We start from the raw sequence: 17,099 nt of genomic DNA, 5'->3' as shown, positions 1-17,099 counted from the left end.
ATGTTCGCCACGACGTTCTGGCGGCGCTCCGATTGGACCCCGCCAGCGGGACGCTTCCTGATCGCGATAGGCGCGTGGCTTGCTTTCCTGGCCTGGATCAGGCCCCTGACCCTGCCCGATGAAGGGCGCTATGCCGGTGTGGCCTGGGACATGCTGCGCAGCGGTTCGCATGCGGTGCCCCTGTTGGACGGCATGCCGTATTTCCACAAGCCGCCGCTTTACTACTGGCTGACTGAGCTGTCCTTTTCGGTGTTCGGCGTGCATCCCTGGGCGGCGCGGGTGCCCTCTTGGCTGGCAGCGTGGGCCGCGGCGGCTGCGATGTACGCCTTTGTGCGCCGCTATCGCGATCCCGCGACCGCCATGACGACCGTGCTGATCCTCGCCACCATGCCGTTTTTCTATGGTGGCGCGCAGTTCGCGAATCTGGACATGCTGGTGGCCGGCATGATCACGCTGTGCGTGCTGGCGGCAACGGATACGGTGCTGCGCGAGGAGCGCGGAGAAGCCTGGCACGCGATGGCCGTGGCGGCTGGCGCGCTGGCAGCGCTTGCCGTGCTGGCCAAGGGGCTGATCGGCCTGGTGCTGCCGGGCGCCATCCTGCTGATCTGGCTGGTGTGGGAACGCCGGTGGCGCGGCCTGGCTGCGCTGTTCTGGCCGCCCGCGCTGCTGGTGTTCATCGCCGTGGCGGCGCCGTGGTTCGTGCTGATGCAGTGGCGCTATCCAGGTTTCTACGACTACTTCTTTGTCTATCAGCACTTCCAGCGCTTTGCCGCTACTGGTTTTAACAATGCGCAGCCGTTCTGGTTCTATCTGCCGGTGGTGGCGGGGCTGAGCTTGCCCTGGTCGCTTTGGGGCGGCGGCATCCTGCGCAAGACGTTCTGGGAGGCCGGTCCCTCGCGCAGCTTGCGGCGCCTGGCGGTGCTGTGGTTTGCCGTCGTGCTGGCGTTCTTTTCGCTGCCGAATTCCAAGCTTGTGGGCTATGTCCTGCCGGCGCTGGCGCCGCTGGCTTTCCTTCTGGCCGAAGTGATCCAGGGAGCCAGGCGCGCCGACGCCGATTCGGCCACCCGCCTGCTGCGCCTGAGCGGCGCGGTGGCGGTGGGGATCTGCGTCATCGCGGTGGGCATCGCCGCCAACAATGCGCGCGGCAGCGCGGGCCCGCTGGCCAAGGTGGTGCGGGAGCAGGCGCGGCCGGACGATACCTTCGTGTCGTTGCACACCTATCCGTTCGACCTGGCGCTGTACGCCCGGGCGCCGCGGCCCGCCTGGGTGGTGGACGACTGGCTCAATCCGGAGGTGCCCGTGCGGGACAACTGGCGCAAGGAGCTGTATGACGCCGCCCAGTTCGACCCCGAAACCGGCGGACAGGTGCTGCTCAGCCCCGCGGAGTTCAACGCGCGCCTGTGTCAGGCGGCCGAGGGCAGCCGCTACTGGGTATGGGGTACCGCGGCGGACAACCAGGTTTATGCGCCGTTGCAGGGGCTGGCGCCGGTGGTCAGCAGCGTGAAGTATGTAATGTGGCGCGTCGACGTGGACGCGGCCCTCAGGCAGCGGGTTTGTGGCGGAACGCCCAAAGCCGGCTAGCGATGAAGGTCGCCACGGCGAGCCCGAGCAGGATCAAGGCAAGCAGGATGTCGTAACGGATGGTAGTGCTATGCAGTAGCCAGGCGTATGCGGCTTCGTTGATGATGAAGCCGGCTGCTGACACAAGGAAGAAACGCCGCGCTGCTACCGTCCACGGAGTTTTGGAATGTCGGAACGTAAGCCGGTAGTGGCCAGTGAAGGAAACCGCGAATGCAACCAGCCAGCCGATCAGGTTGGCGGCCAGGGGCGGCATGCGGAAGAGTTCGACGCAACCCACGGCGACAGCCCAGTGGGTGGCCGCGGCGGCGCATCCGACGGCAATGAAGGTGCTTACTTGTTGCAGCAGGGCGCGCATGAAGGGCGTGGCGGAAATGAAGTCAAAGGTATAGCAATGAGCAAACGTATCGTGGTCTGCGGTGATGATTTTGGCATGAATGCCGATATCGATGAAGGCATGATTGCGCTGGCCGGCATGGGCCGGCTGAGCGCGGTCAGCTGCCTCACGCTGGGTCCGTCGTTCGCGTCGAACGCCGGGCGCCTGGCCCCGATGAACGTGGATATCGGCCTGCACGTGAACTTCACGGAAGCGCTTACGCCTGGCGCCGAGCCCATGCCCACGCTGAGCCGGCTGATCCTGAGCGCCTATGCGGGCGGACTCGACGCCGCCTGGATCGATGCGCAGCTGGCGTGCCAGTTCGATGCTTTCGAGGCCGCGTTCGGCCGCGCGCCGGACTATGTCGACGGGCACCAGCACGTGCATCAGCTGCCGGGCATCCGCGAACGGCTGCTGCTGTTGCTCAAGCAACGCTATGGCGATCACATGCCTTGGCTGCGCCAGACGGCGCCGGGCATGCAGGTTGGCATTCCCCTGAAAGAAGCCCTCAAGGCGCGCGTCATTGGCGCGCTCGGTTCGAGCGCGCTGGCGCGCGAGGCGCAAAAGGACGGCATGCGCACCAACCGCCGGCTGCTGGGCGTCTATGGCTTCGAAGGCGGCAAGCGGCGCTACGCGGACCTGCTGCAGAACTGGCTGTTCAACGCGCGCGACTGCGACCTGGTCATGTGCCATCCGGCCATGGGCAGCCAGGATGACTGCGCCATGTCGCGCCAGCGCCGCGCGGAGTTCGACGTGCTGGCCAGCCCCAAGCTGGGCGACTGGCTCAACGCCAACGGCGTGCACATCTCGCGCTTGCCGGCCACGGCGCGCTGATCGGCTGCAAGGCCGTTGCGGCGCGGGCTGGCTCTAGCCGCCCGTCAGGCTCTGCAGCAGCCAGGCGCCTGCTGGCCCCAGCGCGCGGCGCCGCGACCAGACCGCGTCGACGCGGATGTGGCGCGGCCAGCCTGGCGCCTTCAGCTCCACCAGCTGATCCTGGCCGAAACGCTGGAACATCCAGCGCGGCAGTTCGGTCCAGCCAAACCCCAGGGTCGCCATGTCCATCAGCATCAGATAGCCGGGCGCCGACCAGGTCGCGTACGCGGGTTCGGTCTCCTTGTCGCCCAACTCGTACGTGCTCAGGCGCAGCGCGCGTTCGGATTTCAGCTGGTCCTCCGTGACCCGGGGCAGCTTGGCCAGCGGGTGCTTGCGGCTCACGCACAGGACGATTTCAGAAAGCTCCGCCAGGGCGGCGTGCGCGACGTCGGGCGGATAGCTCTCCTGGGCGGCCATCAGCCCCAGGTGCGCGCGGCCCTGCTGCACCAGCGCCACCACATCCTCGTATTCCGCGATCAGGCATTCGAAGCGCAGCGCCGGATAGCGCTGGTCGATCTGGCTCAGCATGTTCTCGAAGGTCTCGGACTGGAACGTGTCGGACAGCACTACCGTCAGCCGGGGTTCCAGGCCTTCGGACAGTTGGCTGGCGCTGCGATTCAACCTGTCGTTGGCGGCCAGCACCTGCAAGGCCTGGCCCAGCAGCACGCGGCCCGCCTCGGTCAGGACGGGCTGGCGCTGGCTGCGGTCGAATAGCGCCACGTTCAGGTCCACCTCCAGGTTGGCGATGGTTTCGCTGATGGTGGACTGGCTTTTCCCGAGCTTGCGGGCGGCAGCCGAAAACGTGCCTTCGGAGGCGACCTGGGCGAACGCCGCCAGGGATTCCAGGGAGTGGCGCATAGACGGAGGCTCCGTGATTATCGGTTTTTCCGATGAAAACCATCTTTATGGTAACGGAAATGTCGTCGAAAATCCCTGCCACTGAGTATCAACCGACCGCAGGTGGGTCATGACGCAAGCCAAGAAATCCATTAAAGAACGTTTCCTCCACGCCTTTCTGTTCGAAATCATCGCCATCGGCCTGTGCGCCCCGGCGGCTGCCTGGGCCATGGGCAAGTCCCTGTTCGAAATGGGCGTGCTGACCGCGGTGATCGCCTGGATCGCGCTGGTCTGGAACATGATCTACAACGCGGGCTTTGACCGCATCGAGAACCGCATGGGCTGGACCCGTACGCTGCGGCTGCGCGTGGTGCATGCCTTCGGCTTCGAGCTGGGCCTGATCCTGATCGTGATCCCGCTGGCGGCCTGGTGGCTCAACATCAGCCTGTGGCAGGCCTTTGTGCTGGATATCGCGCTGGTGCTGTTCTATCTGCCCTACGCCTTCCTCTACAACCTGGCCTACGACCGCTCGCGGCCGCGGGTGCTGCAGTGGCTGGCCCGCCGCAAGGGGCAGGCCGCGCCGGCCGTCACGCGTCAATCACCTTGCGCGTGAACATCTCCAGGTAGTCCATCAGCGAGTCCGCGCCCTTGATGGCCGCGGACTCGTTGCCGGTGGCGATGCCTTCGGCCATCAGCATGTGGCGGCGCGCGCCTTCGGCGATGTCGCCCTCGTGCTGGTAGGCATACCAGAAGCGGCGGCACTGGATGATCAGCGGCGCCACCGCGTTCACGGCCGAGGCGTTGCGGCAGGCCTGGTGGCAGACGTGGTCCAGCATCTGGTCGGCATGCATGTAGTCGTCGAGATTGCCGCCTTCCGCCGCGCGGATCATCTGCGCCGCGCAATCCACGATCTGGCTGCGCTGCGCCGCAGTGGCGCGGCGCGCGGCGCTGGCGGCGATCAGCTGTTCCAGCGCCCGGCGGGTCTGGATCAGGTCCATGTGGTCCGCCAGCTGGATCATGGACACGCGCAGGCCGCGCCGCGGCTCCTGGCGTATCAGCCCGGCGGCCACCATGCGCAGCAGCGCCTCGCGCAGCGGCGTGCGTCCCAGGCCGGTCATTTCCACCAGATCCGCTTCCACGACCGCGCTGCCCGGCTGCAATTGCAGCGTGGCGATCATGCTTTCGATCTGGTCGTAGGCGACATCGGCGGCGCGCCGTTTGGATTCTGCTGCTGCCATCAACTATTGTTTTCCTTCGTTTTGCGCCACTGCGCGTAGGCCAGCCATTCGCCGACGAAGCCGCGCCGGAAGAACGACACGCACAACACGAAAATCAGTCCGATGACGATGGTGACGATGTCGCCCAGGGTGGCAAGGTAATTCTGCAAGCTGACGACCAGCGTCGCGCCCACCACCGGCCCCCATACCGTGCCGATGCCGCCCAGGAGCGTCATCAGCAGCACTTCGGTGGAAGTAGCGAGCGAAACGTCGTTCAATGCAACCAGCTGGAGCACCAGCGCCTTCAGCGAGCCGGCCAGGCCGGCGACCGAGGCCGACAGCACGAAGGCCAGCAGCTTGCACCGGTCTGTATCGTAACCTAGCGATATGGCGCGCGGCGCGTTGTCCCGGATGGTCTTGAGCACCTGGCCGAAGGGCGAATGGATCACCCGGTAGACGAACAGAAAGCCCAGCACGAAGACCCCCAGCGTGAAGTAATACATGTTGGCGTCCACGCTCAGGTCCACCAGGCCCAGGAACTTGCCGCGCGGAATGCCCTGCATGCCGTCTTCGCCGCGCGTCCAGCCCACTTGAACCGCCATGAAGTACGCCACCTGCGACAGCGCCAGCGTGATCATCGCGAAGTAGATGCCGGTGCGCCGGATCGCCAGCCAGCCGATCGCCCAGCCGATGGCCGCGGCCATGGCCACGCCGCAAGCGATGGCGATTTCGGGCGGCAGGCCGCGGGCGCCGAACAGGATCATCATTTCGCCGGCCGCATAGCCGGCCCAGCCGAAGAAGGCCGCATGGCCGAACGACACCAGGCCGGTAAAGCCGGTCAGCAGGTTGAAGGCCAACGCGAACAGCGCAAAGCACAGCACCTTCATGACGAACACGGGATAGACGATCTGCGGGAAAAGCGGCACCAGCAGGGCCGGCACCAGCAGCAGCGCCAGGATGCGGATCGAGGAGGGTATGCGCTGCACCTTATTTCTCCTTGCCGAACAGGCCGGCGGGGCGCGTCAGCAGAACGATGGCCATGACGATGAAGACGACTACCGTCGAGGCTTCGGGATAGAACACTTTGGTCAGCCCTTCCAGCAGGCCCAGGGTCAGCCCGGTGACGATGGCGCCCATGATGGAGCCCAGTCCGCCGATCACGACCACTGCGAACACGATGTTCAACAGGTTCGAGCCCATCAGCGGGTTGATCTGCATGACGGGCGCGGCCAGCACCCCGGCCACGCCGGCCAGCGCCACGCCGAAACCGTAGGTCAGGGTGATCATCACCGGTACGTTCACGCCGAAGGCCTGCAGCAGCTTGGGGTTCTCGGTGCCGGCGCGCAGCATGGCGCCCAGCCGGGTGCGTTCGAACAGATACCAGGTGGCAAGGCACAGCACCAGCGACGCCACCACCACGAAGGCGCGATAGGCGGGCAGGAACATGAAGCCCAGGTCGAAACCGCCCTGCAGGACCTCGGGCGGCTCATAGCCCACGCCCGAGATGCCGTAGAAGTAGCGAAAGCCCCCTTCCATCATCAGCGCGATGCCGAAGGTCAGCAATAGGCCGTACAGATGGTCCAGGTGGTACAGGCGCTTGAGCAGCGTCTTCTCGATCACGACGCCCACCAGTCCCACCAGCAGGGGCGCCAGGATCAGCGCGGCCCAGAAGTTGATCTGCACGCCCGGCCCCAGCAGCTGCGGCAGCTGGGTAAAGCCGATCCAGGCCAGAAAGGCCGCCATCATGAACTGGGCGCCGTGTGTGAAATTGACGATGTTGAGCAGGCCGAAGATGATGGCCAGCCCCATGCTGAGGATGGCGTAGAAGCAGCCGTTGATCAGTCCCACCAGCAGTTGGGCGAGCAAGGCGGAAAGCGAGATGTCGAACATGGTAGGCGGCGGGCGGAAAGGTGTCGCGTCGATTTCCGGGAAGCGCGCGGCGATGCGCCGCGGCCATGGCAGCCGGCGCCGCACGCCATGCGTGCGGCGCGCGGCGGCATCAGGTCTTGTTCAACGAGCACGCGGCCTGGGGCTTGGGGAACACGTCCTCGCCCTTGAGCACCGACTTCACGTTGTAGTAGTCCCAGGGCGCCTTGGATTCCTTGGGCGTCTTGACCTGCAACAGCAGCATGTCGTGCACCAGCGCGCCGTCGGCGCGCAGCTTGCCATTGCGGATCACGGCGTCGTTGATGGTCATCTCGCGCAGCTTGGCCATCACGGCCGGCGCATCGTCGGTGCCGGCAGCTTCGATCGCCTTCAGATAGGACAGCGTGGCCGAATACACGCCGGCCTGCGAAGCGGTCGGCATCTTTTTGGCTTTCTCGAAGAATTTCTTGGCCCAGGCGCGCGAGGCATCGTCATAGTCCCAATAGAAGGCTTCGGTCAGGTACATGCCCTGCGCCTTGGCCAGGCCCATGCTGTGCACATCCGAGATGTAGGTGAGCAGCGGCGCCACGATCTGCTTCTTGTTGATGCCGAATTCGTTGGCCTGCTTGACTGCGTTGACCGTGTCGTTGCCGGCGTTGGCCAGCGCGATCACGTCGGCCTTGGAGGCCTGCGCCTTCAACAAGAACGAAGAGAAGTCGTTGCCGGGGAAGGGATGGCGCGACACGCCCACCACATTGCCGCCGTTTTCCTGGATGACTTCGGTACCGTCCTTTTCGAGCGAGTGGCCGAAGGTGTAGTCGGCGGTGATGAAGTACCAGCTCTTCTTGCCTTCCTTGACCAGCGCGCGCGCGGTGCCGGCGGCCAGGGCGTAGGTGTTGGTGGTCCACTGCGCATTCAGCGGCGAGCACTTCTCGCCCAGGATCGCGGTGGACAGACCGGCCGACGGCATGGTCACGCGGTTCTTTTGCTTGGCGATTTCCATCACCGCCAGCGCGGTGGACGCGGTGGGGAAGTCGGTGATCATGTCGACCTTGCCCTGGTCGAACCATTCGCGGGCCAGGTTGGCGGCGACGTCGGGCTTGTTCTGGTGGTCGGCGGAAACCACTTCCACCGGCTTGCCCAGCACCTTGTTGCCCATTTCCTCGGCGGCCATGCGGGCCGCGATCACGGAGCCGTTGCCGGCCAGGTCGGAATAGACGCCGGACAGGTCGGTCAGGACGCCGATCTTGACCACGTCATCGCTGATCTTGGTCTGGGCCTGGGCGGCGCCGATCATGCCGACGGCGAACAGCGCTGCTGAGATTCGATTCAATTTCATCTGACTACGCTCCGTGTAGGAAGGGGACTGCGGTCGGAAGGAATGCGTCTGGAAAACTCAAATGCCGAGCAGGGCGTTCAGCCTGTCCTGCGATTGCAGGACTTCGGCGCGGTCTATCACCGCCACCACCTGGCCGTGCTCGATGACGTAATGGCGGTCGGCCAGGTGCTGGGCGAAGCGGAAGTTCTGCTCGACCAGCACGGTGGTGTAGCCGCGCTCTTTCAATTGCCGGATCACGCGGCCCAGGGACTGCACGATGACGGGGGCCAGGCCTTCGGTGATTTCGTCCAGCAACAACAGGCGGGCGCCGGTGCGCAGGATGCGCGCCATCGCCAGCATCTGCTGTTCGCCGCCCGACAGCCGCGTGCCGGGGCTGTGCGCGCGTTCTTTCAGGTTGGGGAACATGTCGTAGATCTCTGCCACCGACATGCCGTCCGGCCCCACCGAGGGCAGCAGCATGAGGTTTTCCTCGGCGGTCAAGGATGCATAGATGCCGCGCTCTTCAGGGCAATAGCCGATACCGCGGCGCGCGATCTTGTGGGGCGGCAGGCCGACGGTCTCCTGGCCCTGGATCCTGATCGAGCCGCTGCGCCGGCCCACCAGGCCCAGGATGGACTTCAGCGTGGAGCTGCGGCCCGCGCCATTCCTGCCCAGCAGGGTCACGCATTCGCCCGGCTTCACGTCCAGGTCGATGCCGTGCAGGATGTGCGATTCGCCGTACCAGGCGTGCAGGTTGCGGATTTCCAGCATGCTGGAGGCTGCGGCGGCTTCATTCATCTTCGGCTCCCATGTAGGCTTCGCGCACCGCCGGGTTTTCCGATACGGTCGCGTAGGGGCCTTCGGCCAGGATCTCGCCCCGCTGCAGCACGGTGATGGTGTCGGAGATGTCCGCCACCACTTTCATGTTGTGTTCGACCATAAGGATGGTGCGGCCGGCGCTGACCTGCTTGATCAGGTGCTTGACCCGGTCCACGTCCTCGTGGCCCATGCCTTGCGTGGGTTCGTCCAGCAGCAGCAGCTCGGGTTCGAGCGCCAGCGTGGTGGCTATCTCCAATGTGCGCTTGCGGCCATAGGGCAGGTCGCCCGCGGCCACGTCCAGATGCGTACGCAGGCCGACCTGGTCCAGCAGTTCCTCGACGCGGTGATGCAGGCTTTCCAGCGTGCGTTCCGAACGCCAGAAGCAATAGTCCACGCCCAGCTTGCGCTGCAGGGCCACGCGCACGTTCTCGCGCACCGACAGCTGCGGAAAGACGGCAGAGATCTGGAACGAGCGCACGATGCCGCGACGCGCGGTCTGCGCGGGGCGTTCCTGCGTGATGTCCACGCCGTCGTAGAGGATCTGGCCGCGCGTCGGGATGTGGAACTTGGTCAGCAGATTGAAGAAGGTGGTCTTGCCCGCGCCGTTGGGGCCGATGAGCGCGTGGATGGCGCCGCGGCGCACGCTCATGTCAACGTTGTTGACGGCGACGAAGCCGCGGAATTCCTTGCTCAGGCCCCGGGTCTGAAGAATGATGTCGCTTTGCATGATGTCCGTTGGGCTTGCTGGGGACAGGCCCTGGCGCGTCGCGGTCCCGCCACGCGCCAGGAGGTTCGTGCTTCTTCCGGAGCCCGGCCTTACTTCGACTGGTACTGCGCGGGGCGCTTGGCCAGCGACGCCTGGATGATGGCGGCGCAGCGTTCGCGTTCGGCGCCGGCCAGCGGCAGGCGCGGGCGGCGCACGTGCTCATTGCCCACGCCGGCCAGGGTCTCGGCCAGCTTGATGTTCTGCACCAGCTTGGTCGACACATCCAGATGCAGGAGCGGCGTGAACCATTGGTACAGCGCCAGCGCTTCCTGCCACTTGCCCGCCTTCATCAGGTCGTACAGGGCCACGGTTTCGCGCGGGAAGGCGGTGACCAGCCCGGCCAGCAGGCCGTCCGCGCCCAGCGCCAGCGCCTCGAACGACAGGTCGTCCACGCCGATGAACAGCTGATAGCGCGTGCCCAGCGCGTTGCGCAGGTCGGTCAGGCGGCGCACGTCGTCGCTGCTTTCCTTGATGGCGACCAGCCATTTGCAGTCGGCCAGCTCGGCCATGTGCTCGGGCTTGAGATCGACGCGGTAGGCGACGGGATTGTTGTAGATCATGCAGGGCTTCTGCGCGGCTTCGGCCATGGTGCGGATGCTCTGCATCGCTTCGCGCGAGTCCGCCACGTAGATCAGCGAGGGCATCAGCATGAAGCCGTCCACGCCCAGTTCCACGGCGGCCTTGATGAAGCGCAGCGCTTCGCGGGTGCTGGTCTCGGACACGTTGGCCAGGACCGGAATGCGGCCGGCGCTGACTTCCACGGCGCAGCGCGTCACTTCCAGCTTTTCTTCAAGGCTCAGGGTGCTGGCTTCGCCCAGCGAACCGCAGGTGACCAGGCCGTGTACGCCGTTGTCGATCAGGAAGCCGAAGTGCTTGCGCATCGCCTCGAAGTCGAGGGTCTCGTCGGCATGGAACTTACTCGTTACGGCAGGGAAGACGCCCTGCCAATGCACGTTACTCAACTGGCTTCTCCTCAAGATGCCGTCGCTTCAATGGCGGAGCGGCGAGCAGGTGCAAAGTCTAATATCTGATAAATATATTTAGAAGATATTTTGATTTGGGGATTTCCCGGGGCGGGTCAACCCGGAGGCGGAGACAAGCCGATGCGTGATTTCTGGGGATGAGCGGGAAGCGTGCGCCTTGCGCGCACGGGCAAGGCAGGCGTCGTGCTTGCCGGCGGCCGTAGAGAGGTCGGATGGAGGCGAGGGAGAGAGGCAGCCCAGGCCGGGCTGGCGGACTGCGGAGGCTAGCCGGCCTTGCGCGGATACGCGCGGCTCGCGTCCTGCATGAAGGTCTTCACCGCGGTCTCGTATTGCGCGCCGCTGCGGAAGGCGCCGGAATGCGAGGCGCCTTCGATCTTGACCAGGCGTTTGAGCTCGGGCGCAACGTTGCCTGCGGCGGCGTAGAGCTCGTCGCTCATGGTGTGCGGCACCACGCGGTCGGCGGTGCCGTGCATGAACAGCATGGGTGTGCGCATGCGCGCCAGCTTTTCCACGGAAGCGAACGGTTGCGTGACCAGCAGGCTGGCGCCAGGCACCTTGCCCCAGCGCAGCGTGGCCAGCATCGCGCCGATGCTGGTGAAGCTGGATTCCACGATCAGGCCGGCGAATGCCGGCTGGTCGGGGCGCGCGGCCAGGTCGATGGCGATTGCGCCGCCCAGGCTATGGCCGTAGATGAAGCGGCGCGCCGGATCGGGCTGGATGCGCGCCAGCTCCTTCAGCCCGGCCACGGCGTCTTCCAGCGCGCTTTCCTCGGACGGCAGACGCGGGGTCGACGCGCCGAAGCCGCGGTAGTCGATGGCGAGCACGGAATAGCCCATGCGCGTCCAGCCGTCGATGCGGAAGGCGCTGCCGTTCAGATTCCAGCGTGCGCCATGCAGGTACAGCACGGTGGGCGCGCCGGCTTGAGGGCTTTGCCAGTACCAGGCGCGCACCTTGTCGCCGCCTGCCAGCGTCAGGTCATAAACCTGGGTGCCGGCGGCGGGTTCGCGCCACCAGGTCTGCGGTTCGGACTGGGGGGAGAAAATAGTCTGCCGCTGCCAGGAATCGAGCTGGGTGCAGCCGACCACGCTGGCGCCTGCAAGCAAGGCAACGGCGAACAGGCGGCGGGGAGAAAGGCGGGGTAGGGCTGGCATGGATAGTCTGACCCGGGCGGGGCGGCTGGGTTCCGGCATCAGCATACTTCGGGATGGACTTCCCGGGTCAAGGCCAGCCAGGCTTGGGCGGCATGCGACAGGTAGCCGCCGCGGCGCCACACCTGCACCATCTCCCAGTCCGTGCCGGCATCGCGCAGCGGCACGCGCGCCACGCCGGCGTGCAGCTCTTCGCGGGCCTTCAGGCGCGGCAGGAAGGCCACGCCCAGGCCGGCCGCCACCAGCGCCGCGATGAAATCGATCTGGCCGCTGCGCGCGGCCACGGTGGGGGAGAAGCCGGCGCGCTGGCAGGCGTCGTGGATGATGCGGTTCAGGGCGAAGCCGGTCTCGAACAGAATGAAGGGCGTGTCCCGCAGATCGCTCAATCCGACCGTTGCGGCGTGCGCCTTGGGGTGGTCGGCCGGCATCAGCGCCACCAGCGGCTCGCGTGCCACGGGCTGCCATTCGAAGATGTCGGGCACCGGTTTGAGCGAGGCGGCCAGTTCGATCTCGCCAGCCATCACCATTTCCTCCAGGCGGCGGCTGCCGTGTTCCACCAGGCTGATTTCAATCTGCGGATAGCGGCTGCGAAAGCGCGCAAACATGGGGGCGAACAGGGTGCTGCTGCCCAGCGGCGGCAGGCCCAGGCGCAGCACGCCGCGCTTGAGCCCCTTCAGTTCGTCCAGTTCGGCGTACAGATCATCGCGCTGCGCCAGCATGGCCACGGCGCGGCGGTAGACGATTTCGCCAGCCGCGGTCAGCCGCGGCGGCTGGGCGTGGCGGTCCAGCAACGGCATGCCCAGTTCGTCTTCCAGCTGGCGCACCGCTTTGCTGACGGTGGGCTGGGTGGCAAAGACGGCCCGGGCGGCTTGCGAGAAACCGCCCTGGCGGACCACTTCTACCAGGGCGCGCAACGGACGCAGTTCCATGTGTATGCCTATCTGGAATAACTTGAATTCATCAAATTCATTTTATCTATGAGCACCGTAGGCGTAAAACATCTGCTTGCCGCAGGAACTTCGTCTCATGTCTCGCCCACGCCTCGCCCTTCTTCTACGCAGCACGCTGCGCCGCAGCCGCGTGCTGCAAATCTGTCTGCTGGTCCTCTTCTCCTTGCTGGGTCAGGCGTTGGCCCAGTTGCTGGGTCTGCCCGTGCCGGGCGGCGTCATCGGCATGGCGCTGGTGTTGGCGCTGCTGGCCACGCGCCGCCTGCGGGTGCGCAACGTGCATCGCGGCGCCAGCTGGCTGCTGGGCGAGATGCTGCTGTTCTTCGTGCCCGCCGTCATGTCGCTGCTGGACCACCGCGAATTCCTGGGCGTGCTGGGCTTGAAGCTGCTGGCCGTCATCCTCCTGGGCACGGTTCTGGTGATGGCCGGCACGGCGTTGACCATTGATCTCTGCTATCGCTGGATGAATCGCCATGCCAGCTGATTTCAACTTGCTGTTCTGGCCCGCCGCGACGGTGCTGGCCTATGTCTGCGCGCGCCTGTTCTACCGGCGCTATGCCTACTGGTGCACGTCGACCCTGGTGGTGGCGCCCGCGCTGCTGCTGGCGCTGGCGCTTGCGCTGCACACCGACTACCGGGACTACATGGCGGGGTCGCACTGGCTGATGGCGATGTTGGGCCCGGTCATCGTGGCCTTCGCGCTGCCCTTGTATGAACAGCGCGCGCTGATCCGCCGTTACTGGCCGGTGCTGGTGGCGGGCGTGGCGGTGGGCAGCCTGATCGCAGGCGCCAGCGCCTGGATGCTGGGCAGCCTGCTGGGCCTGTCGCCGGACCTGCGCCTGAGCCTGCTGCCGCGTTCGGTGGCCACGCCGTTCGCGGTGGCCGTGTCGTCGCACGTGGGCGGCGTGCCGGACCTGACGGCCGTCTTCGTGATCGTCACGGGCGTGTTCGGCGCGGCCCTGGGCCAGTTGATGCGGCGCTGGCTGCCGCTGCGTTCGGCGCTGGCGCGCGGCGCGCTGTTCGGCATGGGCGCGCACGGCGCCGGAACGGCCAAGGCCCGCGAACTGGCGGCCGATGAAGGCGCCGTCGCGGGCCTGGTGATGGTGATGGCGGGGCTGTTCAATGTGCTGGTCACGCCCGCCGTGGTTGTGGGGTTGCTGGCCTGAGCGCCGCGTCAGTGCAGCATTTCCAGCGCTACCGGATACAGCGACGCCACCAGCAGCAGCGCCATGCCCACATTGAAGGCGCGGATCGCCCAGGGCTTGTGCAGCACGCGGCGCAGCGCCGTGCCGAAGGTCACCCAGATGCCGATGCTGGGCAGGTTGACGATGCCGCAGACGACGGTGGCGATGACCAGATTGGCGAAGAAGCCATTCTGCGGCGTGTAGGTGGCGATCACGCCCACGGCCATGACCCAGGCCTTGGGGTTGACCCACTGAAAGGCGGCGGCCTGCAGGAAGGTGAACGGCTTTCCGCGCGCTTCGCCGTCGTCCATTTCGCCCGAATTCGCGATCTTCCACGCCAGGTACAGCAGATAGGCCGCGCCCGCGTACTTCAGCACGGTGTAAAGCTGCGGCACCTGCTGGAACACCGAGCCCAGCCCGATTCCCACCAGGAAAATCATGAAGGTGAAGCCCAGGTTCACCCCCAGCAGATGCGGCACGCTGCGGCGGAAGCCGAAGTTCAGGCCGGACGAGGCCAGCATCACGTTGTTGGGTCCGGGGGTGATGGAACTGACCAGGGCGAACATGGCCAGCGGGCCCAGCAGGGACAGGGACATCAGGGGCACGTCGGCCCAGTTGGAGGGGAGCAGATTCATTCTTTGGTCCTGACGATGGCGCGGCGTCCGCCGGCGATAACGGCGATCACGGCAGCCGCGAAGACGTACGTCGCCGGCTCCACGGATTCGCCAAACAACAATGCGGCCGCCACCACCGTCAGGAACGGTTGCAGCAACTGCACCTGGCCGACCCGGGCGATGCCGCCCACGGCCAGGCCGCGATACCAGGCAAAAAAGCCCAGGAACATGGAACCCAGCGCCAGATAGGCGCTGGCGTAGATCACCGGGGCGCTGGGCCAACTGGCCTGCTGCGCCGCCATCCAGCCGACCGGCGCGGCCACCACGGGCGCGCTGATCACCAGCGCCCAGCAGATGGTGCGCCCGCCGCCCAGCGTGCGGGAAGCGCGCGCGCCCTCGGCATAGCCCATGCCGCCCAGGACCACGGCCAGCAACAGCCACAGATAGCCCGGCTGCAGGGCGCCTTCGCCCTGGCGCAGGGCATAGGCCGTCACCAGCGCGGCGCCCAGCACGGCCCAGGCCCAGAAGGCGGGCGAGGGGCGCTCGCCGCTGCGCAGCGCGGCAAAGGCCGCGGTCGACAGGGGCAGCAGCCCGTTGAAGACGGCGCCCTGCGACGCGGGCACGGTCTGCATGGCAAGCGAGGATGCCAGCGGCCAGCCCACCACGATGCCCAGCGCGGCCAGGATCACGCCCGGCCATTCCTCGCGGTTCGGGCGGCGCGCGCGCGTCAGCCAGAGCACGGCGATGGCCGGCACCGCCGCCAGCAGCGCCCGGCCCAGTCCCACAAGCAGCGGCGCCAGCTCGCCGACGGCCAGGCGGGTCATGGGCAGCGTCAGGGAAAAGACCAGCACCCCCAGAAAGCCATAGCCGTACCCCTCCCACAGCCCAGCGGGCGCGCCAGGCGCAGCCTGGGAGGTCGGATAGAAAGCGGGACGGGTCATCACAGCCACCAAGGTTGGGGAACGCCGCGGGCATCGTGCCCATCCGCTATTGCGGGTTTTCGGCATTGCTGTCACTCTACGCATAGTTATCGGTACAGTACCGGTACACTTTTGCATATCACTTTACTTACTGGCCTGGTGAAATCCCCATGACAGTTGCCGCCGCCGCGACCTCCCCCATGCCCTGGCAGCCCGTGCGCCAGGCCGACGCCACCTTGGTGACACAGCTGGCCGATGGGCTGGCGCGCCGCATCGATGAACAGGGTCTGCGGCCCGGCACCCGGCTGCCGTCGATCCGCAAGATGGCCGAACAGTCGGGCGTCAGCCGCTTCACCGTGGTCGAGGCCTACGACCGCCTGGTGGCCCGCGGCCTGGTGCAGTCGCGGCGGGGCGCGGGGTTCTTCGTGCGGGCGCGCAGCGGCCACCTGGCCGCCGTGGCCAGCGCGGCGCCCGCGGCGTTCACGCCGCCTGCCCGGATCGATGTCGCCTGGCTGTTGCGCAGCATGTTCCGCGACACCAACCCTTCAGGCATGCCGGGCGGCGCAGGGCTGCTGCCGGCGGACTGGCTCGACCCCGAGATGGTGGCGGGCGCGGTGCGCGCCGTGGGCCGTTCGGTGCGCGGCCATCTGGTCAGCTATGGCCACCCGCAGGGCTTCGCGCCGCTGCGTCAGCAGATCGCCGCCTTCCTGCAGAACGATGGCGTGCCTGCGCATCCGGAACTCAACCTGCTGACGACCAACGGCGTCACGCACGGCCTGGACCTGATCGCGCGGCACCTGGTCAAACCGGGCGACACCGTGCTGGTCGAAGACCCGGCCTGGTTCGTCATCTTCGGCCGATTGGCCGCCTTCGGCGCGCGCCTGATCGGCGTGCCGCGCGGCCCCGACGGCCCCGATACGGCGCTGCTCGAACAGCTGGCTGCCCAACACAAGCCCAAGCTCTTCATCATCAACAGTTCCGTGCACAACCCCACCGGCCACACGTTGTCGGCCGGCGCCGCCTACGACATCCTGCGCATCGCCGAACGCCACGATTTTCTCGTGGTCGAGGACGACACCTACGGCGAACTGCATCCGGGCGGCGCCATGAAGCTGGCCGCGCTGGACCGCCTGAAACGGGTGATCCTGGTGGGCGGTTATTCCAAGATGCTGGCGGCCAGCCTGCGCGTGGGCTATCTGGCGGCGAATCCCGACATCCTGCAGAAGCTCGCCGACCTGAAGATGCTGGCCGGCCTGACCTCGCCCGAACTCGGCGAGCGGGTGATCCACCGGGTGCTGATGGAAGGGCAGTACCGCCGCCACATCGAGCGCGTGCGCCTGCGGGTGGACGACGCCCGCCAGCGCTGCCTGAAAGGGTTGCTGAAACTGGGGTTGACGGTGCACCACGAGCCGCACGCCGGCATGTTCGTCTGGGCCGATTACGGCCGCGATACCGAGGCGCTGGCGCGCGTGGCGGCCGACCACGGCATGCTGCTGGCTCCGGGCACGCTGTTTTCCCCGTCCCAGGCGCCGTCCACGATGCTGCGCTTTTCGGTCACGATCGCCGATCATCGCGGCGTCTGGACCGATCTGGAAAAAATCTTCGCGCAAAACGCCTCCAGCAATCAATAATAGAAAGCTGTCTCTTTGAAGC

General features: G+C 66.5%; 19 protein-coding genes. 6 read left to right on the top strand and 13 right to left on the bottom strand.

All coding sequences use genetic code 11. The annotated features are described in order from the left end of the window. Positions 1 to 1,581: a glycosyltransferase family 39 protein gene (locus tag IAG39_RS27660; RefSeq protein ID WP_118932576.1), complete on the top strand. Its 1,581-nt coding sequence runs from the start codon at positions 1 to 3 to the stop codon at positions 1,579 to 1,581. On the opposite strand, the gene IAG39_RS27655 is transcribed toward IAG39_RS27660, so the two are convergent. Continuing rightward, the gene (locus IAG39_RS27655; protein ID WP_118932577.1) at positions 1,541 to 1,936 is read right to left on the bottom strand and encodes a GtrA family protein; all 396 of its coding nucleotides are present in this window, start codon (positions 1,934 to 1,936) and stop codon (positions 1,541 to 1,543) included. The genes IAG39_RS27660 and IAG39_RS27655 overlap by 41 nt on opposite strands. 36 nt (positions 1,937 to 1,972) lie before the next feature. Here IAG39_RS27655 and IAG39_RS27650 point away from each other — a divergent pair, with 36 nt between their 5' ends. Then, the gene (locus IAG39_RS27650) at positions 1,973 to 2,788 is read left to right on the top strand and encodes a ChbG/HpnK family deacetylase (protein WP_059372961.1); all 816 of its coding nucleotides are present in this window, start codon (positions 1,973 to 1,975) and stop codon (positions 2,786 to 2,788) included. Positions 2,789 to 2,821: 33 nt separating this feature from the next. On the opposite strand, the gene IAG39_RS27645 is transcribed toward IAG39_RS27650, so the two are convergent. Next, positions 2,822 to 3,685 carry a LysR family transcriptional regulator gene (locus tag IAG39_RS27645; RefSeq protein WP_059372963.1) on the bottom strand — a complete coding sequence of 288 codons (864 nt, stop codon included), beginning with the start codon at positions 3,683 to 3,685 and terminating at the stop codon, positions 2,822 to 2,824. 109 nt (positions 3,686 to 3,794) lie between these two features. Between IAG39_RS27645 and IAG39_RS27640 the strand changes: the two genes are divergently transcribed. Continuing rightward, positions 3,795 to 4,277 carry a multidrug/biocide efflux PACE transporter gene (locus tag IAG39_RS27640; protein WP_059372966.1) on the top strand — a complete coding sequence of 161 codons (483 nt, stop codon included), beginning with the start codon at positions 3,795 to 3,797 and terminating at the stop codon, positions 4,275 to 4,277. Here IAG39_RS27640 and IAG39_RS27635 read toward each other — a convergent pair. From IAG39_RS27635 to IAG39_RS27595, 9 genes are all read right to left on the bottom strand, one after another. Further along, the gene (locus tag IAG39_RS27635) at positions 4,252 to 4,902 is read right to left on the bottom strand and encodes a GntR family transcriptional regulator (RefSeq protein WP_059372968.1); all 651 of its coding nucleotides are present in this window, start codon (positions 4,900 to 4,902) and stop codon (positions 4,252 to 4,254) included. The two genes, IAG39_RS27640 and IAG39_RS27635, sit on opposite strands and share 26 nt — an antisense overlap. Beyond that, positions 4,902 to 5,867, bottom strand: a complete 966-nt coding sequence (locus IAG39_RS27630) for a branched-chain amino acid ABC transporter permease (RefSeq protein ID WP_059372969.1) — start codon at positions 5,865 to 5,867, stop codon at positions 4,902 to 4,904. The genes IAG39_RS27635 and IAG39_RS27630 overlap by 1 nt, the downstream gene beginning before the upstream one ends. A gap of 1 nt (position 5,868) precedes the next feature. Then, on the bottom strand, positions 5,869 to 6,771 hold the full coding sequence (locus tag IAG39_RS27625; RefSeq protein WP_059373059.1) for a branched-chain amino acid ABC transporter permease: 903 nt from the start codon (positions 6,769 to 6,771) through the stop codon (positions 5,869 to 5,871). 109 nt (positions 6,772 to 6,880) lie between these two features. Next, complete coding sequence (locus IAG39_RS27620) at positions 6,881 to 8,086, bottom strand: ABC transporter substrate-binding protein (RefSeq protein WP_118932578.1); 1,206 nt, start codon at positions 8,084 to 8,086, stop codon at positions 6,881 to 6,883. Between the two features lie 57 nt (positions 8,087 to 8,143). After that, complete coding sequence (locus tag IAG39_RS27615) at positions 8,144 to 8,863, bottom strand: ABC transporter ATP-binding protein (protein ID WP_118932579.1); 720 nt, start codon at positions 8,861 to 8,863, stop codon at positions 8,144 to 8,146. Next, the gene (locus IAG39_RS27610) at positions 8,856 to 9,611 is read right to left on the bottom strand and encodes an ABC transporter ATP-binding protein (RefSeq protein WP_118932580.1); all 756 of its coding nucleotides are present in this window, start codon (positions 9,609 to 9,611) and stop codon (positions 8,856 to 8,858) included. The genes IAG39_RS27615 and IAG39_RS27610 overlap by 8 nt, the downstream gene beginning before the upstream one ends. 89 nt (positions 9,612 to 9,700) lie before the next feature. Continuing rightward, entirely contained in the window at positions 9,701 to 10,612 is a 912-nt protein-coding gene (locus IAG39_RS27605; RefSeq protein ID WP_059372975.1) for a dihydrodipicolinate synthase family protein, read from the bottom strand. A gap of 284 nt (positions 10,613 to 10,896) precedes the next feature. Further along, on the bottom strand, positions 10,897 to 11,784 hold the full coding sequence (locus IAG39_RS27600; RefSeq protein ID WP_059372976.1) for an alpha/beta hydrolase: 888 nt from the start codon (positions 11,782 to 11,784) through the stop codon (positions 10,897 to 10,899). Positions 11,785 to 11,822: 38 nt separating this feature from the next. Next, on the bottom strand, positions 11,823 to 12,710 hold the full coding sequence (locus IAG39_RS27595) for a LysR family transcriptional regulator (RefSeq protein ID WP_118932581.1): 888 nt from the start codon (positions 12,708 to 12,710) through the stop codon (positions 11,823 to 11,825). 97 nt (positions 12,711 to 12,807) lie between these two features. On the opposite strand from IAG39_RS27595, the gene IAG39_RS27590 reads away from it, so the two are divergent. Continuing rightward, positions 12,808 to 13,212 (top strand): CidA/LrgA family protein, encoded by a 405-nt coding sequence (locus tag IAG39_RS27590; protein ID WP_059372980.1) that lies wholly within the window; start codon positions 12,808 to 12,810, stop codon positions 13,210 to 13,212. Continuing rightward, positions 13,202 to 13,894, top strand: a complete 693-nt coding sequence (locus IAG39_RS27585) for an LrgB family protein (protein WP_118932582.1) — start codon at positions 13,202 to 13,204, stop codon at positions 13,892 to 13,894. The genes IAG39_RS27590 and IAG39_RS27585 overlap by 11 nt, the downstream gene beginning before the upstream one ends. Before the next feature lie 8 nt (positions 13,895 to 13,902). Here IAG39_RS27585 and IAG39_RS27580 read toward each other — a convergent pair whose 3' ends face one another. Further along, the gene (locus IAG39_RS27580; protein WP_059372984.1) at positions 13,903 to 14,547 is read right to left on the bottom strand and encodes a LysE family translocator; all 645 of its coding nucleotides are present in this window, start codon (positions 14,545 to 14,547) and stop codon (positions 13,903 to 13,905) included. Beyond that, positions 14,544 to 15,467, bottom strand: coding sequence for a DMT family transporter (locus tag IAG39_RS27575; protein WP_118932583.1), 924 nt, complete (start codon positions 15,465 to 15,467; stop codon positions 14,544 to 14,546). Before IAG39_RS27575 ends, IAG39_RS27580 begins: the two co-directional genes overlap by 4 nt. Before the next feature lie 194 nt (positions 15,468 to 15,661). On the opposite strand from IAG39_RS27575, the gene IAG39_RS27570 reads away from it, so the two are divergent. After that, positions 15,662 to 17,077: a PLP-dependent aminotransferase family protein gene (locus IAG39_RS27570; RefSeq protein WP_118932596.1), complete on the top strand. Its 1,416-nt coding sequence runs from the start codon at positions 15,662 to 15,664 to the stop codon at positions 17,075 to 17,077. The last annotated feature ends 22 nt before the right edge of the window (positions 17,078 to 17,099 follow it).

It is taken from the genome of Achromobacter xylosoxidans, from assembly GCF_014490035.1.
Classification (GTDB): domain Bacteria; phylum Pseudomonadota; class Gammaproteobacteria; order Burkholderiales; family Burkholderiaceae_B; genus Achromobacter; species Achromobacter bronchisepticus_A.
Note: the sequence above shows the minus strand (reverse complement) of the source record. Positions and strands in the feature narration are given on the sequence as shown.